20 protein-coding genes are annotated in these 23000 nt (G+C 49.0%); 6 read left to right on the plus strand and 14 right to left on the minus strand.

Going from position 1 to position 23000, the window contains the following annotated elements:
- The 6 genes from NYE50_RS15115 to NYE50_RS15140 all read right to left on the minus strand — a co-directional run bounded on the left by NYE50_RS15115 (window position 1) and on the right by NYE50_RS15140 (window position 6655).
- Window positions 1–1491, minus strand: a complete 1491-nt coding sequence (locus tag NYE50_RS15115) for an alpha-N-arabinofuranosidase (protein WP_159354441.1) — start codon at window positions 1489–1491, stop codon at window positions 1–3.
- A 213-nt stretch (window positions 1492–1704) separates the two neighbouring features.
- Window positions 1705–2682 (minus strand): electron transfer flavoprotein subunit alpha/FixB family protein, encoded by a 978-nt coding sequence (locus tag NYE50_RS15120; RefSeq protein ID WP_159354442.1) that lies wholly within the window; start codon window positions 2680–2682, stop codon window positions 1705–1707.
- Window positions 2683–2713: 31 nt separating this feature from the next.
- Complete coding sequence (locus NYE50_RS15125) at window positions 2714–3487, minus strand: electron transfer flavoprotein subunit beta/FixA family protein (protein ID WP_007408121.1); 774 nt, start codon at window positions 3485–3487, stop codon at window positions 2714–2716.
- Between the two features lie 13 nt (window positions 3488–3500).
- A complete protein-coding gene (locus NYE50_RS15130) occupies window positions 3501–4280 on the minus strand; it encodes an enoyl-CoA hydratase (RefSeq protein WP_029973355.1) in 780 nt (259 codons plus the stop codon).
- A gap of 13 nt (window positions 4281–4293) precedes the next feature.
- On the minus strand, window positions 4294–4878 hold the full coding sequence (locus tag NYE50_RS15135) for a TetR/AcrR family transcriptional regulator (protein ID WP_007408119.1): 585 nt from the start codon (window positions 4876–4878) through the stop codon (window positions 4294–4296).
- Between the two features lie 88 nt (window positions 4879–4966).
- On the minus strand, window positions 4967–6655 hold the full coding sequence (locus tag NYE50_RS15140; RefSeq protein WP_172869984.1) for an AMP-binding protein: 1689 nt from the start codon (window positions 6653–6655) through the stop codon (window positions 4967–4969).
- Between the two features lie 105 nt (window positions 6656–6760).
- On the opposite strand from NYE50_RS15140, the gene NYE50_RS15145 reads away from it, so the two are divergent.
- Window positions 6761–7435 (plus strand): DUF2711 family protein, encoded by a 675-nt coding sequence (locus NYE50_RS15145; protein WP_172869985.1) that lies wholly within the window; start codon window positions 6761–6763, stop codon window positions 7433–7435.
- A 138-nt stretch (window positions 7436–7573) separates the two neighbouring features.
- Here the strand turns inward: NYE50_RS15145 and NYE50_RS15150 are convergent, their stop codons facing one another.
- From NYE50_RS15150 to zapA, 5 genes are all read right to left on the minus strand, one after another.
- Window positions 7574–7978: a DUF350 domain-containing protein gene (locus NYE50_RS15150; RefSeq protein WP_003152541.1), complete on the minus strand. Its 405-nt coding sequence runs from the start codon at window positions 7976–7978 to the stop codon at window positions 7574–7576.
- A gap of 16 nt (window positions 7979–7994) precedes the next feature.
- Window positions 7995–10352, minus strand: coding sequence for an endonuclease MutS2 (locus tag NYE50_RS15155; RefSeq protein ID WP_159354444.1), 2358 nt, complete (start codon window positions 10350–10352; stop codon window positions 7995–7997).
- A gap of 20 nt (window positions 10353–10372) precedes the next feature.
- Window positions 10373–12085, minus strand: a complete 1713-nt coding sequence (gene polX, locus NYE50_RS15160; RefSeq protein ID WP_007408115.1) for a DNA polymerase/3'-5' exonuclease PolX — start codon at window positions 12083–12085, stop codon at window positions 10373–10375.
- A 105-nt stretch (window positions 12086–12190) separates the two neighbouring features.
- Window positions 12191–12724: a CvpA family protein gene (locus tag NYE50_RS15165; RefSeq protein WP_014418586.1), complete on the minus strand. Its 534-nt coding sequence runs from the start codon at window positions 12722–12724 to the stop codon at window positions 12191–12193.
- Between the two features lie 7 nt (window positions 12725–12731).
- On the minus strand, window positions 12732–12989 hold the full coding sequence (zapA, locus tag NYE50_RS15170; RefSeq protein WP_007408114.1) for a cell division protein ZapA: 258 nt from the start codon (window positions 12987–12989) through the stop codon (window positions 12732–12734).
- Window positions 12990–13122: 133 nt separating this feature from the next.
- Between zapA and rnhC the strand changes: the two genes are divergently transcribed.
- On the plus strand, window positions 13123–14064 hold the full coding sequence (gene rnhC / locus NYE50_RS15175; protein ID WP_053573141.1) for a ribonuclease HIII: 942 nt from the start codon (window positions 13123–13125) through the stop codon (window positions 14062–14064).
- A gap of 37 nt (window positions 14065–14101) precedes the next feature.
- Here rnhC and pheT read toward each other — a convergent pair whose 3' ends face one another.
- The 3 genes from pheT to NYE50_RS15190 all read right to left on the minus strand — a co-directional run bounded on the left by pheT (window position 14102) and on the right by NYE50_RS15190 (window position 18672).
- Complete coding sequence (pheT, locus tag NYE50_RS15180) at window positions 14102–16516, minus strand: phenylalanine--tRNA ligase subunit beta (protein WP_159354445.1); 2415 nt, start codon at window positions 16514–16516, stop codon at window positions 14102–14104.
- Between the two features lie 13 nt (window positions 16517–16529).
- Window positions 16530–17564: a phenylalanine--tRNA ligase subunit alpha gene (gene pheS, locus NYE50_RS15185; protein ID WP_016938647.1), complete on the minus strand. Its 1035-nt coding sequence runs from the start codon at window positions 17562–17564 to the stop codon at window positions 16530–16532.
- A 361-nt stretch (window positions 17565–17925) separates the two neighbouring features.
- Window positions 17926–18672, minus strand: coding sequence for a TrmH family RNA methyltransferase (locus tag NYE50_RS15190; protein ID WP_159354446.1), 747 nt, complete (start codon window positions 18670–18672; stop codon window positions 17926–17928).
- 120 nt (window positions 18673–18792) lie between these two features.
- Between NYE50_RS15190 and sspI the strand changes: the two genes are divergently transcribed.
- The 4 genes from sspI to NYE50_RS15210 all read left to right on the plus strand — a co-directional run bounded on the left by sspI (window position 18793) and on the right by NYE50_RS15210 (window position 22992).
- Complete coding sequence (gene sspI / locus NYE50_RS15195; protein WP_003152527.1) at window positions 18793–19008, plus strand: small acid-soluble spore protein SspI; 216 nt, start codon at window positions 18793–18795, stop codon at window positions 19006–19008.
- A 61-nt stretch (window positions 19009–19069) separates the two neighbouring features.
- A complete protein-coding gene (locus NYE50_RS15200) occupies window positions 19070–20155 on the plus strand; it encodes a CdaR family transcriptional regulator (protein WP_159354447.1) in 1086 nt (361 codons plus the stop codon).
- A gap of 99 nt (window positions 20156–20254) precedes the next feature.
- Window positions 20255–21667, plus strand: coding sequence for a glycolate oxidase subunit GlcD (gene glcD, locus NYE50_RS15205; protein ID WP_015417962.1), 1413 nt, complete (start codon window positions 20255–20257; stop codon window positions 21665–21667).
- Window positions 21664–22992, plus strand: coding sequence for a (Fe-S)-binding protein (locus NYE50_RS15210; RefSeq protein WP_025285083.1), 1329 nt, complete (start codon window positions 21664–21666; stop codon window positions 22990–22992). Before glcD ends, NYE50_RS15210 begins: the two co-directional genes overlap by 4 nt.
- Window positions 22993–23000: the final 8 nt, after the last annotated feature.

The raw sequence follows: 23000 nt of genomic DNA on the forward strand, positions 1-23000 counted from the left end.
TTAAGATGGACCCGCAGGCAGCGTGATTAATACAATCGCCATCGGAGGAAGCTCCGCCTCAAGTTTTCCGCCCTTTTGAGAAAACCCGGAAAACGGCTTCGGTTTGACGTTTTCCGGACTGCTGAATGTATTATGGGCATTCATTTTTTCCGCGTGCAGAATCGTTCCCGAAGGCTTCCCTGTCTTTTTCATGCCCCGCAGTTCAATCTTCACATCAGCTTTTTGCAGATGATCGATATTGCAAATGCTGATATGTATGTCTCCGTTTTGCTGTTTGGACGCTGAAATGCTGACTTGCGGGAGCCGGCCGTCATTCCATTCGTACCCGGCTGCTTTTGTTTCTGTCGCCAAAAAAGAAGCGTCCTGATGCACTTTAAACATATCAAACACATGATACGTCGGCGTCAACAGCATTTCTTTCCCTTTTGTCAGGATCATTGCCTGAAGTACGTTGACGGTTTGCGCGATATTGGCCATCTGTACGCGGTCTGCGTGCTGATGAAAAATATGAAAATGCGTGGCGGCGACAAGGGCGTCGCGGATCGTATTCTGCTGATACAGAAAACCCGGATTCGTGCCCGGCTCAGGATCAAGCCACGTGCCCCATTCATCAATGATCAGCCCGACTCTTTTTTCGGGATCGTACTGATCCGTGATGGCACTGTGCCTTGTGATCAATTCATCCATATGCGCCGCTTTTTTCATCGTGATGAACCATTCATCTTCCGTAAACTCCGTCGCTGATCCTTTCCCCTTCCAGAAGTCGCCCGGTATTGTGTAATAATGAAGGCTCAGCCCGTCCATGAGATCAGCGGCTTTTTTCATTAAAGTTTCAGTCCAGCGGTAATCGTCGACATTCGCGCCGCCGGCAATTTTATAGATTTCATTGCCGCTGTAATTACGGACATAGGTTTGAAAGTTTCTGTAAAGGTCGGCATAATACTCAGGATGCATGTTTCCGCCGCAGCCCCAGTTCTCATTTCCTATTCCGAAATATTTCAGCTTCCACGGTTTTTCCCGCCCGTTTTCTTTCCTCCAGTCGGACATCGGCGTGCCCGCTTCAAACGTCATGTATTCAATCCAATCAGCCATTTCTTTAACCGTTCCGCTGCCGACGTTTCCGGCGATGTACGGTTCGCAGCCGAGCAGTTCACAAAGCATCATAAACTCGTGCGTGCCGAATTCATTGGAATCAATCGTCCCGCCCCAATGGGTATTCAGCATGGTTTTGCGTTTCCCTACGCCAGTTGCCCAATGGTATTCATCAGCAAAACAGCCGCCCGGCCATCTGAGGACGGGAATCTGAAGCTGTTTGAGGGCGGCGGCAACATCCGTCCTGACCCCGCCGGTATTCGGAATATCGGAATCTTTTCCGACCCAGATGCCCTCATATATGCCTCTTCCCAGGTGTTCCGCGAAATGTCCGTATATGTTTTTATTAATGGTTCCCCGTGTGATATCAGTTTGAATGACTGCCGTATTGTGAGACAAACTTGATCATTCCTATCCCTTAATAAGAATGAAAGCACTACAGCCGATCTATGTATCTGGAATGCATGCTGAATGGATAAGTTTGTAAGCGCTTTACAAAAGCTTATTACATTGGTTCGTACATGTCAATCTATTGTTTTATTAATCTATAATTTGTACGAACCAATTAACACAAATCAAAACCCTCTGACAAATTAAGCCAGAGGGTTTTGATTATGAATGAATATTGGCATTTTTAAATTCCTGGGTCAGAAGCGGAACCACTTCGAACAAATCGCCGACAATTCCGTAGTCCGCTATTTTAAATATTTCCGCTTCCGGGTCTTTGTTAATGGCAACAATGACCTTACTGTTTGACATGCCCGCCAAGTGCTGAATCGCTCCGGAAATGCCGCAGGCGATATACAAATCCGGCGTGACGACTTTTCCCGTCTGGCCGATTTGAAGAGAATAATCGCAATAGTCCGCGTCACACGCGCCGCGTGAAGCGCCCACCGCTGCTCCGAGCACCTCGGCAAGTTCTTTTAACGGTTCAAATCCATCCTTGCTTTTTACACCGCGGCCGCCTGCTACGATAATTTTCGCTTCTGATAAATCCACGCCGTCCGCCGTTTTTTTGACTACTTCTTCAATGACCGTCCGCAAATCTGCCGGAGGCGCCGCAAGCTCTTCAATATCACCCGTCCGGTTCGCGTCTTTTTCTAATGCCTGAATATTATTCGGCCGAATTGTCGCCAAAATGAAAGGATCGGTTGAAATCACCTGTTCAAAGGCTTTTCCCGAATAAATCGGTCTTGTAAAAACGATGTTGCCTCCGGTAACGCTTACATCCGTGCTGTCTGAAATCAGCCCCGTTTCAAACCGGGCCGCAAGCTTAGGCGACAAATCTTTTCCCATAGAAGTGTGGCCGAAAATGACCGCATCAGGCTTTTCATTTTCGATCAAATTCCCGAGAACCGCGGCATATCCGTCCGCCGTATACTGAGAAAGCCCCGGCGCATCGGCCGTAAATACTTTGTCGGCGCCGTACTGAATGAGTTCTGATGCTGCATCAGCCGCGCCTTTTCCCATCAGCACGCCGATGACATCTCCTCCGCCGGAAATGGTTTTGCCTGCGGCTATGGCTTCAAAGGTGACGTTCCGTAAGGCGCCGTCACGAATTTCTCCGAGTACGATCACTTTTTTTCCCATTCTGACATCCCCCAGTTTCTTTAATATCGGTTTATACGACTTTGGCTTCTTTTCTCAGCAGTGACACAAGCTCTTTCGCCTGCTCAGCGGCTTCTCCTTCGATCAGTCTGCCCGCTTCTTTTTGCGGCGGCAGAAAACGTTCGATCGTTTTGAGCTTCGGTGCGGCATCATCTTCATCAATATCGAGATCATCGAGCTCAAGTTCTTCCAGCGGTTTTTTCTTCGCCTTCATAATGCCCGGAAGCGACGGATAGCGCGGCTCGTTTAAGCCTTGCTGTGCCGTGATGACTAAAGGAAGTGAGGTTTTAATGATTTCGGTATCCCCTTCGTTGTCTTTCTCTGCCACAGCTTCATCGCCGCTGATTGTCAGTTTTGTAATCGTTGTGACGCAAGGAATGTTCAGCAGTTCGGCAAGCCTTGGAGCCACTTGGCCGGAACCGCCGTCAATCGCGACATTTCCTCCGAGAATCAGATCATATTCGCGATCCTTGAAATAATGATATAAGATAGTTGAAATGGAGTATTGGTCAGGATCGCTCAGATCATCTTCAATATTGATTAACACCGCCTGGTCACAGCCCATCGCAAGGGCGGTTCTCAGTTCTTTCTCCGCATCTTCTCCGCCGACGGTTACAGCGGTAACGGTTCCGCCGTGCTCTTCCTTCAGCTGAATGGCTTCTTCAATGGCGTATTCATCATACGGATTAATGATAAATTCGGCCCCGTCCTCCTGAATCTTTCCTGCTTCAATGACGATTTTCTCTTCTGTGTCAAACGTCCGTTTCATCAGTACAAATAGATTCATAATCTTATCCCCTTTATCTTCGCCCACCGAATTGAGGCTTTCTTTTTTCGAGAAATGCCTGAATGCCTTCTTTTGCGTCATCTGATGCAAATGCTTCCCCAAAGCGCTTTGCTTCAAGCTTTAAGCCGCCGTCATAAGAATAGATCTTGTTTGAATAAAGGAGCTCAAGCAGATAAGCCATTGACTGCGGGCTTTTTTCCGCAAACTTGCCCGCGAGCGTTTTCGCCTTTTTCAGCAGCTCTTCCTCATGTTCGGCGCCTATCGTGACAAGGCCGAGGCTGAGTGCTTCTTCTCCGGTCACAGGTTCTGAAGTGCCGATCATTTCAAGCGCTTTCGCCGTACCGACGTACCGGGGAAGCCGCTGCGTCCCGGCAAAGCCCGGAATAATGCCGAGATTCAGCTCGGGCAGGCCGAGCTTTGCATCCAATGTAGCGATTCTGATATGGCAGGCCATGGCTAGCTCAAGACCGCCTCCGAGCGCAGCGCCGTGAATCGCTGCGATAACGGGCTTCGGAAACCCTTCAATTCTTTCCATCAGCTGCTGGCCTTTATCCGCCATGGCAGAAGATTGCTCAAGATTTTCAAGCGACGTAAATTCCTTTATATCGGCGCCCGCCGAGAAAAATTTTCCCTCACCGCGAATAATGATACTTCTGACGCTGTCATCCGTTTCACACCGGTCGAACAGACCGGACAACTCATCTAAAACCGCACCGGACAGCGCGTTGGCCGGCTGATGATTAATGATGATCACCGCAACAGATTGTTCTACCGCCATCGAAAGGCTGTTCATCCGTCAACCCCCTTTAGTTTTGATGAATCCCTGACACCAACAGCTCCAATACCTTGTCTGACAAATCCGGAAGATCATATTTCTGATCGTTCATCACCCATGTTGTCACTGTTTCATCTATCGTCCCGAATATCATCTGCCGGGCGAGGCGGACGTCGAGATTGTCTTTCCATTCCCCCGACTTAATTCCTTCGGTCAAAATGGTGTCCAGCATGTTTAAATAACCTTTTAAAATATCATTGATTTTCAGGCGCAGCTTGATATTCGACTGTCTGAGCTCAAGCTGGGTCACAATCGCGAGGTGGCGGTCATTGCCGAGCAGTGTGAAATGCTGCTTAATAACGAGGGCGAGTTTTTCTTTTGCCGTCGTTTTTTCTTTCACTTCTTCTTCCATGCGTTCAATGAACTGGCCCATCTTTTCTTTAAAAAGAGAAATGAGTATATCCTCTTTGTTTTTGAAATATAAATAGATGGTGCCGTCCGCAACGCCGGCCTGCTTGGCGATTTTGGACACCTGTGATTGGTGATAGCCGTTTTCCGCTATGACTTCTACTGCTGCATCAATAATCTGCATATACTTTGGCCGTTTTTGGTTCAATGTCATCGTTCCTTCCTTCGATAAATGAATGACTATTCATTCATAACTTCATGATAAAAAGGAATGCGGATTTTGTCAAGTTTTTCTTTTAAGGCACCTTGTTTTCACGGGAAACATCTTCCTCTTCGACTAAACGCCTTCTTAATATTTTTCCGACGGCCGTTTTCGGAAGCTCTTTTCTGAATTCGTAAAGCTTCGGGACTTTGTACGGCGCAAGCCGCTCTCTTGCAAACGCATCAAGCTCATCGGCATCTGCCTCGGCGCCTTTTTTCAAAACGATAAATGCTTTCACCGTTTCCCCCCTGTAGGAATCAGGAACGCCCGCTACGACGATTTCCTGAACGGCTTCATGCTCATACAGCGCCTCTTCCACCTCCCGGGGGTAAATGTTGTATCCGCCGGCAATGATGATGTCTTTTTTCCTGTCGGCGATGTAGAAAAATCCTTCCTCATCCATATATCCCATATCTCCGGTAAACAGCCAGCCGTCTCTGATGACACGCGCCGTCTCCTCCTGCTTATTCCAGTATCCTTTCATGACCTGAGGACCTTTTACGATCAGCTCGCCGTGTTCATACGGCCCCGCAAGCCCGCCTTTTTCTTCTGAATAGATTCCGGCGTCGGTATTGGGCCAGGGACAGCCGATGCTGCCGGGTTTATTTTTTCCCCAAATGAAGTTTGAATGGGTAACCGGTGATGCTTCGGATAATCCGTAGCCTTCCACAAGCTTTCCTCCGGTCACTTTTTCAAATTTCTGTTTGACCTCAACCGGCAGCGCCGCTGAACCGCTCGGACAGCTTTCAATGGAGGACAAATCATACTTATTCAGCTCCGGGTGATGCAACAGCCCGATGTAAATCGTCGGTGCCCCGGGAAAAACCGTCGGCTTCAGCCTGTCGATTGTTTTCAGGGTATCCAAAGGATTAAATTTAGGAAGAAGGATCATTTCACATCCCTGCATAATGGAAAAATTGAGCACGGCGGTCAATCCGTACACATGAAAAAAAGGCACGATGCCGAGCACCTTTTCGGCTCCCTTTTTCATTTTGTACATCCAGGCGGCGCACATTTCTGTATTGGCCTGAATGTTCCGATGTGTGAGCATGACGCCTTTCGGATAGCCGGTTGTTCCGCCCGTGTATTGAAGCACGGCGATGTCATGCGCAGGGTCAATATCAAATGGCTCCGCTTCCTCCGCTCTTTCGTTTTTTAAAATATCCGCTAATTTGTGAATTTGTTCGCAGCCGTCATAATCAATATGCACCTGTTGTTTTTGGGTGAGCGTATACAGCATATTTTTCGGGAACGGCAAAAAATCTTTTATACTCGTTGTAATAATGCGTTCGACGATTGATAACGTTTTCATTTTTATCACCTTCGGAAACAGCACATCGAGGGTGATGATCACGCGCGGCGCACTGTCTTTCAGCTGATACTCAAGTTCGTGTTCCGTGTAGAGAGGATTGGTTTGAACGACAATGCCGCCGGCAAACAATACGCCGTAAAAAGCGATGACCGACTGCGGACAGTTGGGCAGCATAATGGCGGCTCTGTCACCTTTTTTCAGGCCTGTTTTGCGTAAAAAAGCGGCCAGCTTTAACGAATCTGTGAGAACGTCTTGGAATGTGAGTTTTTTTCCGAGAAAATAAATGGCGGTATGGTTCGGGAATTGAGCTGCGGAGTTTGTCAGATTGGATGGCAGGGTTTGATCGGTAAATTCAAGCTCATGCGGAATCTCTTCGGGATATTGAGAAAGCCATGGCTTTTCAGACTGCATAATACCTCTCCCTTCTGTTTTCCTATACGCTATTATTATAGCAGAAGGGTGATTGGAATTGGAAAGCGTTTCATGTGAAATTTCGAGTCTCAGGAGGTGTTGAGTTTGCTGGAAACGCTGCATTTTGAAGAGGGAGTTCCTATCCTGCGCCAGCTGCCGAAGCCGTTTACGTCGGCCGCCTTTTTGCTTCATCCCTTTGTCCGGATGCCGGATGGGTGGGAAGAGCAAAAGCGCAAACGGCCTTATGAACATATGTATCCGAGTGATGAGGAGATCATCGCGATGGGCAGACCCGTTTCCTGGAAAACCGTCATGACCGTTTGCGGATTGCGCTCTGAAAAAGAGACGGCGCTTGCGCTTATGACCGCTGTCACGGCACTGCGGGAGGAATATGCACTTCCTGAATCCGCCAGGCTGTTTAATCGGCTTCATCCCGATCTGTACTTGCCGAGCGATGATGTCACTTCACCATTTTTAATTCCGGGACTTTTGGATGTGTTCCGTTCAAAAGGCATAAAGCGCTGCACTTATTATGAGCCGGTCGAAGAGAAAGGCATATTTTCACTCAATCAAACGGCGGCTTCGGATGTATGCGGACTGCTGCGGGCTGACATGATCATTGCCGACGAAAAACGGCGCGCCGCTTTTATGAGCATATATGATTCTTTTACGACACTCTTTCTCACGGAAGACCAAGACATGCCGTCTGTCATCCGCGCCATGAGTTGGGAAGCCGTCATTTGCTCCGATACGGCCTGCATAAACTGGTATTCTCAATAAAAAAGGCCGCCGATTTTAGTTCGGCAGCCTTTTTTCAGTATTAAGATGTCATGACCAGATAAATAAGTCCGATGAACAGAAAAATTCCCGCTGCCGACAGCAGCACTTTCGCAAGCTTCTCCATTTTTCCCCGTCCCCTTAAATCCCGGCGGCCACCACAAATGACAGGCCGACTGAGATGACAAATGAAATAAAGCCGACAGCTCTGTTATCTTTTTCAATTTCTTTATCAATTTTAAACCGGGGCGTCAGAAATTCAAAGATAAAATAGCTGATTAAAAGCATAATAAATCCGTATACGCCCCAGCCGATCATTTGCAAAAGCGAATTATGCTGGGCGATGCTGTGCTGAAAGACATTTGCGATACCGAGAATTTTCCCTCCGGTCGCCATTGCCACCGCAAGATTGCCTTTTTGGATTTCCACCCAGTTTTTATAGGATGTCACCAATTCAAACACGGTCAGAAAAATGACGAGACACAAGACGGCTACACTGTAATAAGCCGCGATTTCAACAAGCTCATTTTCCCAAAAAGCATTCATGACGTTTACTCCCTTTTTATTTTAGTTCGACAATCGTTACGCCTGATCCTCCTTCTCCCGCTTCCCCGAACCGCGAGCTTTTCACGCTGCGGTGGTTTTTCAGAAGATCCTGCACCCCTTTTCGGAGGGCGCCCGTGCCTTTTCCGTGAATGATGGACACTCTCGGATAGCCGGCAAGCACCGCGTCATCTAAATATTTTTCGACGCGGCTGAGGGCGTTTTCGTAACGCTCTCCCCTGAGGTCAAGTTCAAGGGATACGTGATAATCCTTCCCTTTTACGGCGGTGATTGCTTTTTCTTTTTTCGGTTCAGGAGCCGATTTGACAAACTCAAGATCTTTTTCCTTCACCTTCATTTTAAGGATGCCGATTTGGACGTTCCATTCTTTCTCGCCGGTTTTTTCAAGCAGCGCCCCTTTTTGTCCGAATGTGAGCACCTTTACTTCGTCGCCCGGCTTCAGCTCGCGTTTTTTCTCTGTTTTTCTTTCCGGCTGCTTTGATTTTTCAAAAGCCGGCATCGCGTCTCCGAGACGTTTTTTGGCGTCAATCAGCTCGTGTTCCTTAAAGGATCTGTGTTCTTGCTTGATGGACCGGAGTTCGCGGATAATCTGTTCGGCTTCATTTGCGGCGGCTTCCAGTTTTTCCGCAGCTTTCTGCTCGGCTTCTTCCATCATTTTATCTTTTTGGGCGTTCAGCTCAATGATCTGCTGCTGAAGCTCTTTGTGCAGTTTTTCTGCTTCTTTTCTGATTGATTCGGTTTCAGAAAGCTCTTCATCCGCTCTTTTTTTGCTTTTTTCAAGCGATGCGATCATCAGATCGACTTCGTTATGTTCGGCGGTCATTTCTGACTTCGCCTGGCCGATGATATGCTCCGGAAGCCCAAGGCGTCTTGAGATTTCAAATGCGTTGCTTCGGCCCGGCACTCCGATCAGAAGCTTATAGGTAGGCGAAAGCGTTTCAATGTCAAATTCAACGCTGGCATTCATGACGCCTTGTCTGTTATATCCGTATGCTTTCAGTTCCGGATAATGGGTTGTCGCAAGCACTCTGGCGTTTGTCCGGTGAACTTCGTCAAGGATGCTCATGGCAAGCGCCGCCCCTTCCTGCGGATCTGTTCCGGCACCGAGTTCATCAAACAGCACAAGACTGTTTTCAGACACGTCTTTTAAAATATTAACGATATTGACCATGTGGGATGAGAACGTACTCAGACTTTGTTCGATCGACTGTTCATCGCCGATATCGGCAAACACATTGTCAAATACTGCTGCTTCCGATCCCTCATCAGCCGGTATGTGTAATCCTGCCTGCGCCATAATCGTCAGCAGCCCGAGTGTTTTTAACGTAACGGTTTTACCGCCCGTATTCGGCCCCGTGATAACGATCGTTGAATAATCTCCGCCCAGTTCAATATCGTTGGCCACGACTTGATCTTGGGGCAGCAGCGGATGGCGCGCTTTTTTCAGCCGGATAAAGCCGTCTCCGTTCATGAGTGGTTTTGTCGCCTTCATCGCTTTTGCGTATCTCGCTTTGGCGAAAATGAAATCCAGTGTCTGCAGCACTTCCACATTTTGAGCGATTTCTTGTGTGTGTTCAGCCGTATGCTCCGTCAGCATCCGGAGAATCCGTTCGATTTCCTGTTTTTCTTTTACTTTCGCCTGCTGAAGCGAGTTGTTCATATCTACGATCGCCTGCGGTTCAATAAACAGTGTCGCACCGGATGAAGATGTATCGTGGACAATTCCGCCGTAGCTTGATCTGTATTCCTGTTTGACCGGGATGACAAAGCGGTCATTCCGAATCGTAACGATGGTGTCAGACAGCATTTTAGAAGCGGAAGATGAACGCAGCATCGATTCAAGCCGGTCTCTGACTCTTGATTCAAGCGTCCTGAGCTGCGTGCGGATTCCCCTTAAAGCGGGAGACGCATGATCAAGCACTTCACCATGGTCATCAATGCAGGAGTTAATCTCCCTTTCCAAATCGCCTAATGTAATCAGCTCTTCTGCATGGGCCTGTATCAGCGGAATGCCGACGCCGTCTTCTGTCATTTGGCTGATAAAATGCTTCATTTGTTTAACGGCATACAGCAGCCCGGACAATTCGGTGAATTCCGCCGGCGTCAGCACACTGCCGATTTCCGCCCGCCGTAAAGCGGCTCTTATGTCGGTCAGGCCGCCGAACGGAGCATGGCCTCTCAAGCGCATGACCGCGGATGCTTCTTCGACTTCATCCAGCTGTTTTTGGATGTCTGAGAGATCCGTCAAAGGTTTCAGCTGCAGAAGCTTCTCCCGGCCGAGCGATGAGGCGGCATGTGCGGTAATCTGTTCTTTTACTTTATGAAATTCAAGTGATGATAACACTTTTTGCTGCACGGTTTTGTGATCCTCCTTACTTAATCATTGCGCGTCAGAAATGCTTTGACCTCGTGTAGCGGCCGGGCGTTTAACACATGTTTTGTCTCCGTCCACCCTTTGCGCGCAGCGGTCACGCCCGTTTTCATATCATCGAGCATCTCGATATTATGGGCATCGGTATTAATGACCAAAGTCACACCTTTTTCATTCGCTTTGATCAGATGCTCAGTCCGTAAATCGAGGCGCGCGGGGTTTGCATTTAGCTCAAGCGCCGTATTTGTTTTGGCGGCGAGTTCAATCAGCATGTCGATGTCGACTTCATAGCCGGCCCGTCTGCCGATCAGGCGGCCCGTCGGGTGGGCGATAATGTCCACGTGCTTATTCGTCAGCGCCTGTTCAAGCCGTTTCATAATGACATGTTCCGGCTGGCTGAAGCTTGAATGAATAGATGCGATGACAAGATCCATTTCAGACAGAACACTGTCATCATAATCAAGCGAACCATCGGGAAGGATGTCCATCTCTACGCCTTTAAAAATATGAAAATTTTCAAATTCAGCGTTTAACGCGTCAATTTCTTCCGCCTGTTTTTTGAGCCGTTCGGCCGTTAACCCGTTGGCTACCTTTAAATATTGAGAATGGTCGGTGATCGCCATGTACTGATAGCCTTTTGCCATACATGCTTCTGCCATTTCCCTGATGGAAAAAGCGCCGTCACTCCAGGCTGAGTGCATGTGGAGATCGCCTTTTATCGCTTTATGCTCCACAAGGTCCGTTTCTTCCCGGTACGTGTCGACCTCCTGCCCGCTTTCTCTGAGCTCAGGAGGAATAAACGGCAGACCGAAGTGGGCGTAAAACGCTTCTTCGCTCGGGAATGTTTTGACGTCTCCCGTTTCTATAGTTTCTACTCCGTATTCACTGATCCGTTCACCGCGCTCTTTCGCCAGCTGGCGCATTTTAATGTTGTGATCTTTAGAACCGGTAAAATGATGCAGTGTGGTGGCAAACTGTTCCTCTGTCACAAGCCGGAAATCCACACTCGTCTCATATTCAAAGGTCAGGATGACTGATACTTTTGTGTCCCCGCTCGCTATCACGTCTTTTACGTTCGGGAGGGAAAGAAGCTGTTCTCTGACAGCCTCCGGATGATCTGTAGCGATAATGTAATCCAGATCTTTTACGGTTTCCCGCGCTCTTCTGAGACTGCCGGCCCGGGAATATTTCTGAATATCCGTCAGCCGGGCCAAATGTTCTTCAATTACTGAAGCAATGCTGAGCGCATAGCCGATCGGAAAACGTTCCGGCTGTTTTCCGGCTTCTCCGAGAGCCTGAAGGATTTTCTCCTCCGTTTTTTTGCCGAAACCGGCGAGCCCCTGTACTTTTTGCTGCTCGCATGCTTCTTTCAGCGATTCCGCGTCATGAACGCCAAGCTCCTGATACAGCTTGGCGATTTTTTTGCCGCCGAGGCCCGGAAGCTTCAAAAGAGGAACCAAGCCTTCCGGAACTTCTTTCTGCAATTGGAGAAGCGTGCCGGACACACCTTCCTGCATATATTCACGAATGACGCCGTAGGTGCCTTTTCCGATTCCGGATAAAGACATCATGTCGTCGATTTCCGACAGGCTGCGGTCATCCTGCTCAAGCGCCGCTGCCGCTTTTCGGAAGGCTGATATTTTAAACGGGTTGTCCCCTTTCAGTTCCATATAGACCGCAATCGTTTCAAGCAGCCTGATGATATCTTTTTTATGCATACTGTTAACCCCCAGTCGTTTCCTGCTTTTCATCATACAAATTTTTCTCCTCCGGCACAACTGACGCAGAGCTTGAAAAAAACTTCTCCGGTCAAGAGAAGTTTTTTATGCCCCGTACTGGGCCCACAGTTCTTGCAGGAGCCCTGACAGATACGGCGTATGATGTGTGATGATATTTGCAAGCGTCGATTGTGCGAGCATATCCTGAAGCGCGCTTACCGGCAGTACGGATGCGACGTATAGCAGGATAAACGCAAATAAATAGACTTCCAGAAACCCAAGCACCCCGCCCAGCAGTTTGTTGATCTGTTTAATGACCGGAATGCCGGCGATGATATTAAGCGCCGCTCCGATAATCCGGAGCAGAATCTTTGCGATGATAAACAAAATGACAAACGCGATCGCGTTGTAATAAGCCGTCTCTACGTTTCCTTTAATAAAAGACAGAGCCGCCTGCCCGCCGGAAAAATCAGGCGCGGGTATAAAGCTCAGATGCGGGGCCAGGCTTTTGTAAAAAAGCGCCGCAAACGCAATCGAGAGGATGAAACTCGTTAAATATATAAATTGGAGGATAAATCCTCTTTTTAATCCAAGCAATGTGCCCATTAAGAGCAGAACTAAGATGATGATATCTATCATATGGTGTTCATTCCTTTTCTTTAAGCTGCCGCTCCAGTATTTCATATTTTTCTTGCAGTTTCATATAATCATGCACAACATTGACCGCAGTCAATACAGCGAGCTTATTTATATCAAGATATGGATTTTTCTCGTTGATTTCTCTCATTTTATCATCAACCACTCCGGCCACATGACGCATGTGCGCTTTGCTTTCTTCCCCGATAATGGTGAAGTGCTGGCCGTAAATGTTTACTGTCGTTTTGGTTTTTTTGCCGTCAGACAACGTTTCTCCTCCATTCCGCGAGAATCCTAGTTCCTATCATACCACGATTATCGTTTGAATGGAAAGACGAGCCTCGGGCTGTTATGATACACTGGTATATACAGTGAAAAGTGCCAAAAAAGGAGATTATATCGTGTCCCATTCTGTTATAAAAGTATCCGCTTCCGCTATGGAACAAATGAAACAATCCTATGCCGGCTCCCTTACTCCCGCCGTTCCGCAGGGCGCCGTCTTCCAGGCTAAGCCTCCGGGCTGTACCATTACAGCCTACCGCTCGGGCAAGGTTCTCTTTCAAGGAAAAAACGCCGGCACAGAAGCGGCCCGCTGGGGAACGGCTGAGACGCCGAAAGCAAAGAAAACCGTCAAAAAAGCGGCCGACCCGCTTTACGCTCCCCCGGCGGGCATTGCCTCCATGTCAGTGATCGGCTCTGATGAAGTCGGAACAGGCGATTACTTCGGGCCGATAACGGTTGCCTGCGCCTACGCCGACAAAACAAAGCTCTCTTTAATGAGAGAACTCGGTGTGAAGGATTCGAAGGATTTAAAAGATCCGCAGATTATTGAAATCGCCAAACTGTTAATTAAAACCATTCCTTACAGCCTGCTTGTGTTAAAAAACGAAAAATACAATCAGATGCAGGAAAAAGGCATGAGCCAAGGAAAAATGAAGGCGCTCCTTCATAATCAGGCGATTTCCAATCTGCTGAGAAAAATGAACGGCGTTAAACCGGAAGCGATTCTGATTGACCAATTCGCAGAGCCCGGCATTTATTTTAAACATCTTTCCGGACGGGATATCGTAAAAGAAAAAACGTTTTTCAGCACGAAAGCGGAAAGCATACATCTTTCTGTCGCCGCAGCCTCTATCATTGCGCGATATTCTTTCTTAATTGAAATGGATAAGCTTTCCCGTGAGGCTGGGATGACGATTCCAAAGGGCGCGGGGCCGCACGTCGATGAAGCTGCCGCCAAGCTGATCATCAATAAGGGAGAAGGTGCGCTCAGAACGTTCACCAAACTTCATTTTGCCAATACGCAAAAAGCGAAACGCCTTGTAGAACGGAAACGGTCATAATAAAAAAAGCTTGCAGAATGATCTGCAAGCTTTTTCTTTATCCTCTTAATACCGCCTGATACGTTTCTTCCAGCGCTTTCAGCACGTTTTCATGTACTTTTGTCACTTCTTCTTCTGTCAATGTTTGTTCAGGGTTAACATATTGGAGCGAGAAGGCGACGGATTTTTTGCCCTCTTCCATATGCTCACCTTCGTACACATCAAATACGGTGACTTCTTTCAGCAGCGCGCCGCCGGCTTCTTTGATCACGGCTTCGAGCTGTCCGCTTGTAACGGTTTTATCTGCCACAAGCGCAATGTCGCGCGTGACGGACGGGTACTTCGGAATCGGCGTATACACGACAGGTTCTGTTTCCTCAGTCAGAAGCGCGTGCAGATCAAGCTCGAACACATACGTTTCTTTGATATCCAGCTCTTTTTCCATTGCCGGATGCACCTGGCCGATAAATCCGGCAAGCGAACCGTTCAATAGAATGTTTGCCGTCCGGCCGGGATGCATGTTTTTCCGTTCAGACTGGACAAATTCAACCCGGTCTGACACATTCAATTGATGCAGCAGGCCTTCAACGATTCCTTTGGCGACGAAGAAATCAACCGGCTTTTTCTCACCCTGCCATAAATTTTTGCGCCACAATCCGGTTACAGCTCCGGCAACCCGTTCTTTTTCAACCGGTTTTGTGTTTTCTTCTTTCGTCAGAAATACAGAACCCGTTTCATATAAAGCAACGGAATCAGTCTGTCTGGCCAGATTGTATGAAACGGCTTCAAGAAGATTCGGCACGAGGCTGTGTCTGAGAATGCTTCTTTCTTCGCTCATCGGCAGAGCAAGCATCGTGTTGAATGATTTTTCGATCGCAAAAGCGGCCGCTTTTTTATCATTCGTTAATGAATAAGTGGTCGCTTGTGAAAGACCCGCTCCTTCAAGGAAACGTCTCACTTTCCGGCGTTTTGCCTGGTACGGTGTCAAGCCGCCTGTCGTGCCGGCCGTTTCCGGAAGCGTGGACGGAATATTGTCATACCCGTACAATCTCGCCGCTTCTTCAATCAGGTCTTCTTCTATTCTAATATCTCCGCGGCGCGACGGGACCGTTACGACGAGAACGTCTTCAGCTTCACCGACTGCAAACCCGAGGCGCTTGTAAATGCTGATGATTTCTTCTTTAGCGATTGTCATGCCGAGCACGGCGTTCACTTTTTCAACAGATACATGAATGTTGTTCGCTTCGATTTTCAGATGGTTTTCTTCAACCGTGCCTGAGAGCACTTCTCCGCCGGCATATGCCTGAATGAGGCTGCAGGCCCGTTCAGCCGCCAGCAGAACGCGTGCCGGGTCAATGCCTTTTTCATATCTGGCGCTCGCTTCGCTTCTCAGCCCGAGGTCTCTCGACGCTTTGCGGACGGTCTGTCCATCGAAATAAGCGGCTTCCAGTAAAATCGCGGTAGTGTCTTCACGGACTTCAGATTCAGCTCCGCCCATGACTCCCGCAACGGCTTGTGCTTTTTTTCCGTTTGTGATGACCAAATGGCTGCTTGACAGCTTGCGCTCCTGTTCATCCAGCGTCACGATGGTTTCGTTTTCCGCCGCTTTTCTGACGACGACCTCTTTTGAACCGAACCGATCGTAATCGAAAGCGTGAAGCGGCTGACCGTACTCAAGCAGGACGAAGTTTGTAATGTCCACGACGTTATTGTGCGGGCGGATGCCTGCATTCATCAGCTTCGTCTGCATCCACAGCGGAGACGGGCCGATTTTGACGTTTTTAATGATTTTTGCGGCATAATGCGGATTGGCCTGCGTATCTTCAATTTTGACGGAAACAGCGTCCGCCGCTTTTTCTGCCGCTTTTTCATATGAAGTCTCCGGAAGCTTTACCTCGGTGCCGAGAATAGCCGCAACTTCATAAGCCACGCCAAGCATGTTCATCGCGTCGGCGCGGTTCGGCGTTAAGCCCAATTCTAAAATCGCATCATCAAGCTGAAGGGATGCCATTGCGTCAGCTCCCGTTTCAGCATCATTCGGAAACACGAAAATGCCTTCCGCATATTCTTTCGCCACGAGCTTGCTTTCAATGCCGAGCTCCTGGAGAGAACAGATCATGCCGTGAGACGCTTCGCCGCGCAGCTTGGCTTTTTTAATTTTGAAATTGCCGGGAAGCACGGCGCCGACTGTTGCAACGGCAACCTTCTGTCCTTTATCAACATTCGGGGCGCCGCAGATAATCTGAACGGGTTCCTCCGCACCGATATCGACAAGGCATTTGTTGAGTTTGTCGGCATTCGGGTGCTGTTCACGCTCAAGCACGTGTCCGATGACAACGCCTTTTACGCCTTCCCCTTTATACTCGATACCCTCAACTTCAATACCGGCTCTCGTAATTTTTTCTGCAAGCACGGCCGGGTCGATTCCCTGCAAGTCAACGTAATCTTCTAACCATTTATATGAAACAAACATGTGTATCCTCCTCTTACGCCTGTTTAAACTGCGAAATGAATCTGACATCATTGGTATAGAAATGGCGGATATCTTCAATGCCGTATTTCAGCATTGCGATCCGTTCCACACCCATTCCGAAAGCAAAGCCCTGGTATTCCTCAGGATTGAATCCGGCCATTTTCAGCACGTTCGGGTGAATCATGCCGGCGCCGAGAATTTCGATCCAGCCCGTTTTTTTGCAGACGGAACAGCCTTGTCCGCCGCACTTAAAGCAGGTCACATCCACCTCGACAGAAGGTTCAGTGAATGGGAAAAAGCTCGGACGGAGCCTGATTTCACGGTCTTGGCCGAACATTTTTTTGGCGACCAATTCAAGCGTTCCTTTCAGATCGCTCATGCTGATTTTGCGATCTACGACGAGACCCTCAATCTGCATGAACTGGTGGGAATGTGTCGCGTCATCGTTGTCGCGGCGATACACTTTTCCGGGACAAATGATTTTGACGGGGCCTTTGCCTTTATGCTTTTCCATCGTGCGCGTCTGCACCGGTGACGTCTGCGTTCTCATCAGCATTTCTTCTGTAATGTAAAAGCTGTCCTGCATGTCGCGGGCCGGGTGCTCCTTCGGCAGATTCAGCGCCTCAAAGTTGTAATAATCCGTTTCCACTTCAGGACCTTCTTCGATGGTATACCCCATGCCGATAAATAAATCTTCAATTTCTTCAATAACGACCGTCAGCGGATGGCGCCCGCCGATGTTTACCTGACTGCCCGGCAATGTGACGTCAATCGTCTGGCTGCTGAGTTTTTTATTCATCTCTTCTTGTTCAAGCTGTTCATTTTTCGCCGTAATGGCTGCTGCAATGCGCTCTCTCACTTCATTGGCGAGCGCTCCCATTTTCGGGCGCTCTTCGGCGGACAGTTTGCCCATGCCGCGGAGAACTTCTGTAATCGGCCCTTTTTTTCCGAGATATTGCACCCGAATGTCGTTAACTTCTTTTAATGAACCCGCCGCTTCTACTTTTTCTGCAGCTTCCAGTTCAAGCTGTTTAAGCTTCTCTTCCATCATGCATCCTCCTTTTATGTAAACCAAACCGTTCTATGCCTTTTTCAGAAAACAAAAAAACCCGCCCCTTGAGAGAAGGGACGAGTTGTGGCCGCGGTACCACCCTTTTTAAGGCAGACTTCATCTGCCGACAGCTTCATTGACATAACGGAAACGATCGTTCCGGTTCACCTTTACGCGCGTTTGGCGCGGTCCCGGTGACAACTCGAGAGGTGAAAATCAATTTCTGTGCTGCGATAAAAATGCTCTCAGTCAGCGGCATTTTCTCCCTGGAAGGCAGCGTGTGCAAAAATTGACGTCCTCTGTCACGGTTTTTACATTATTGCTATCTATTATAGTGAAATCCAAGGCTTTTCGCAACCTATCCTCTGAGATGATAAACGAGGATGGCGGCCGCTACCGCCACATTCAGCGATTCCGCCTTTCCGTACAGCGGAACGTACAGGTTGAGATCGGTTTTTTGCAGAAGGCCGGCGTCCACTCCCGCCCCCTCGTTCCCGACGATTAACGCGAACGTTTCTTCAGGCTTCACGCTTTGATAAGCCGCACCGTTTTCAAGCGCCGTGCCGTAGATCGCGACGCCTTGTGATTTCAGCTCAGCGGTAAACTCATCAAGCGGACGTTTCAAAATGGGAATATGGAAATGAGAACCTTGTGCTGAACGCAGCGTTTTTCCGTTGTACGGGTCTGCTGTCCCCTCACCAAGGACAACGGCGTCGATCCCCGCCGCATCTGCCGTTCTGATCATTGTTCCTAAATTCCCCGGGTCCTGCACGGCATCAATCAGAAGCAGCCGTTTCAGCTGATCAGGCTGCTTATCCGGCATATGGCAGACCGCGGCGATCCGCTGCGGCGTTTCCGTTTCCGTCACGGCTGAAAACGCGTCTTCGCTCAGCACGTAGCATGGAATGCTCATGTCCAGATCGGCCGGGATGGCGCTCTCATCGTTTACGAGAATTTCTTTTACCGTTCCCTTTGATTTGAGCGCTTCTTCTGCCAGATGCTCTCCTTCTATCAGAAATGTATTCGTTTTAAGTCTCTCTTTTTTTGTGTGAAGTTTTTTCCAGTCCTTCACTTTTTGGTTTTTTGCAGAGTCGATTCGTTTCACTTTATGTCTGTGCTCTCCTTTTTTCATGCATGTTGTTATTATATCTCAAGAACAGCACATAATAAACCGCGTGCGCGGTAAGAATATGCGTATCACATTCAGGAAAAAGGAGCGGTTGTAATGGATCTTAATTTACGCAACGCCGTTATTGCCAATGTAACCGGCAATAACCAGGATCAGCTGGAGCATACTATCGTTGACGCCATCCAAAGCGGTGAAGAAAAAATGCTTCCGGGCCTCGGCGTCTTATTCGAAGTTCTTTGGCAGCATGCGTCAGACTCAGAAAAAAATGAAATGCTCAAAACACTTGAAGGCGGATTAAAACCTGCGCAATAAGCATGAACCGGGTGATGGCACACCCGGTTTTTTTTGTATAATAATGGCGAGGGGGATCGCCATGCAGTTACAGCCGGAACTGGCAAAGAAATTGATTGCCGAAGTCAAACATATGTACAGCCGCGAAGTGATTATTGCCGATACAAAAGGGATGATCATCGCAGGCACCAACGAGGCGCGCGCCGGATGGTTTCATGAAGGCGCACTGATCTGCGCCCGCGAAAAACGGAATGTCATCATTACGAAAGAAGATGAAAAACGGCTCCAGGGCGTAAAAGCAGGACTGAACCTCCCCGTTTTTTCAGGCCATGAGGTGATCGGAGTGTTCGGTCTGACAGGAGACCCTGACGATATCCTGCCTTTCGGAGAATTGCTCAGGAAAATGACGGAGCTGTTTATTAAAGAAACGCGCCATATGGAAGAAGCGCAGTGGCGTGCGAGAATGCTTGAATCCTTTTTGGTTGATTGGCTGCAGCTGAAAGAATGGTCTCCGGGCTTTTTAGAAAAAGCAAAGCTCATCGGCGCAGACCTTCACGCATACCGCCGGATCATACTCATTCAAGGACGTTATGAGCAATATAAAGCGGAGGAGCTCGGGCGGCTCTGGCAGAACGAATGCCCCGAAGACCTGTTTGTCCGCTGGGGAAATGAACGCATTCTCATTAATCATGAAGCAAATTCGGCTTCCAAAACACAGCTCATCAAAAAGATCGGCGCCGTTTTTGGGCAGCCTGTCACCGCCGGCATCGGACGGATCGTTCCGGGAGAGCGCCTCGCGGAATCATACGAACAGGCGGATAAAGCACTTTCAGCCGGAATCGGTGACAAGCAGGCCGTCTTTGAAGAAGATTTAAAACTGGATATGTGTATTGCCGATATCGCACCCGGTACGCGGTCGGAATTTTCACGGCGGGTTCTCAAGCATGTACTCGGCCGGGAAGAACTTCTGGATACGCTGCGCGTCTTTTTCGATCGGCAATTATCGTTAAAGCGCACCGCCGACGACATGCATATTCATATCAATACATTGCGCTACCGTCTTTCCAAACTGGAATCACTGACAAATATGAAGCTTGACCGTCCCGAAGACATAACGGCTTTTTATTTGGCGCTCCGCTTTTTAGATCAACATACAAAAAGTACGTAATCATATCATCATTTTTCATATGTTTCTCCATAGTGTGCGGAAGCGTTTTTCTTTACAATGAAATGAAAACGCTTTTCTTATCAAGGAGGTTGGGAGAACATGATTTCACGAGAGGCAAAAGAAGCGTTCATCCGGACGGTCGGGAAGGAGAATTATGATGATTCGGCGGCGGGCCGTCTAGTGTATTCTTATGATGCGGCTCCTCAGCTGCAAGCCATGCCGGATGCGGTAATCGCCCCCCGCAGCGCGGATGACGTGTCCCGTATATTAACGATTTGCAGCAGGCATGACATTCCGATCGTGCCGAGGGGTTCAGGCACAAACTTATGCGGCGGCACATGTCCGTCTGAAGGCGGGCTTGTGCTTTTATTCAAACACATGAACCGCATTCTAGAAATCGATGAAGAAAATTTGACGGCAACCGTCCAGCCGGGCGTGATTACGCAAGATATGATCCGTGCGGTTGAGCAAAAAGGTTTATTTTATCCGCCTGATCCGAGCAGCATGAAAATATCGACGATCGGCGGGAATATTAATGAAAATTCCGGCGGACTGCGCGGTTTGAAGTACGGCGTCACCCGGGATTATGTCCTCGGCCTTGAAGCCGTCTTGGCTTCAGGCGATATCATCCGCACAGGAGGGAAGCTGACAAAGGATGTCGCCGGTTATGATCTGACCCGGCTTTTCGTCGGATCAGAAGGTACGCTCGGTGTTGTGACGGAAGCGACTTTAAAGCTGGTTCCGAAGCCGGAAACGAAAAAAACGCTGCTTGCACTCTATGAACATATTGAAGCGGCTGCGGAATCTGTTTCTGCCATCATCGCTGAAAAAATCATTCCGGCGACACTCGAATTTCTGGATCAGCCGACACTGCAGGTCATTGAAGATTACGCCAAGATCGGGCTTCCGACCGATGCAAAAGCGGTGCTGCTGATCGAACAGGACGGTGACATCGACACGGTCAGACGAGATATGGAAAAAATCGAAGCGATTTGTAAAAACGGAGCCGCCGTATCCGTCCAAACGGCTGAAACCGAGGAAGAGGCATTCGCGCTTACAGAGGCCAGACGGTCCGCATTATCAGCCCTTGCCCGGCTGAAACCGACAACGATTCTGGAAGATGCGACCGTGCCGAGATCACAAATTGCGAGCATGGTCAAAGCCATTAACGAGATTGCAGAAACATACGGCCTGTCCATCTGCACATTCGGCCATGCCGGAGACGGCAACCTCCATCCGACGTGCACCACCGATATCCGAAATACAGAGGAAATGGAACGTGTCGAAAAAGCTTTTGCCGCCATTTTTGAAAAAGCGATTGAGCTGGGCGGGACGATAACGGGTGAACACGGGGTCGGCATCGTAAAAGCGCCGTATTTAGAAATGAAACTGAAAACAGAAGGCATCACCGCCATGAAAGCGATCAAACAAGCGCTTGATCCCCAAAATCTGCTGAATCCGGGAAAAATATTCGCCAATTCATCAAGGAAACGCGTGGTGGTGATGAAATGACAACGGCTAAAGAGCAGCAACAAATTCAAACAGAATTCAAAACCCGCATGGATGAAGGTGAATTGCTGAACTGTATGCGCTGCGGCTTCTGCCTTCCTTCCTGTCCGACCTATATTGAATCGGGATTTCAAGAATCCCATTCGCCGCGCGGCCGGATCGCCCTGATGAAAGCCGTCACTGACGGACTGATCGAGCCGGATGAAGATGTCGAGCGCTCACTTTCGCTGTGTCTCGGATGCCGGGCATGCGAGCCCGTTTGTCCGGCAGGGGTCAATTACGGACAGCTGCTTGAAGAAGCGAGGGATATCATTCATCAAAATAAAAAACATAAGCCGGGCGTGCGCCTCTTGCGGAAAGCCGCCTTCACCGGGCTTTTCCCTCATCAAAACCGCATGCAGACAGCCGTGAATCTTCTCGGAATATACCAAAGATCAGGACTGCAGACCGCCGTCAGAAAAACCGGTATGCTGCGCGTTTTGCCTGAACATCTGCGCACAATGGAACAAGTGCTCCCGCCCGCCCCGAAACGGAAAGACATGAAGGAAAGGCCGCGTTTTCTTCCTGCCGCGGGTCCCGTCCAAAAACGGGCCGCTTTTTTCTCGGGCTGCTTAATGGATACGATGTTTTTAGCGACAAATCATGCGACAACGGCGCTTTTACAGGCGGCCGGGTGTGAAATCGCGGTTCCGGACGGCCAGGCGTGCTGCGGCGCGCTTCACGGGCACAGCGGAGAAAAAGAGATGGGAAAAGAACTGGCCAAGCGGAATATCGCGGCTTTTGAGGCGCTTGACGCTGATTATATCATTACAAACGCCGGCGGATGCGGCGCCTTTCTTCAGGAATATCCGCATTTACTGAAAGATGAACCTGGATGGGCGGAACGTGCCGAACAATTCGTCCGGAAGCTCAAAGACTTTTCATCCGTACTGGTTGATCTGAAGTTCCATCAAAAAAACCTGCGGGCGCAGTCTCCTCATATCGTCACATATCAGGACTCCTGCCATCTCCGCAATGTGATGCATACGTCAGAGGAACCGCGCACGCTTTTGAAAAGCATTAAAGGGGCTGAGTACAGAGAAATGGAAAAGGCCGACAGCTGCTGCGGGTCGGCGGGGATTTATAATATAACAGAGTCAGAGATGTCTATGAAAATATTAGACAGTAAGATGAAAGCCGCCGGAAAAACGGAGGCGGCCGTCATCGTGACAGCCAATCCCGGATGCCTTCTGCAAATGCAGCTCGGCATTTTACGCGAAGGATTAACAGGCCGTGTCCGCGCGGTTCATTTGGCGGATTACCTTTTGGAAGCGGCGGATTTGTCATAAGATGAAAG

Source organism: Bacillus sp. EU55, from assembly GCF_038005925.1.
Classification (GTDB): domain Bacteria; phylum Bacillota; class Bacilli; order Bacillales; family Bacillaceae; genus Bacillus; species Bacillus velezensis.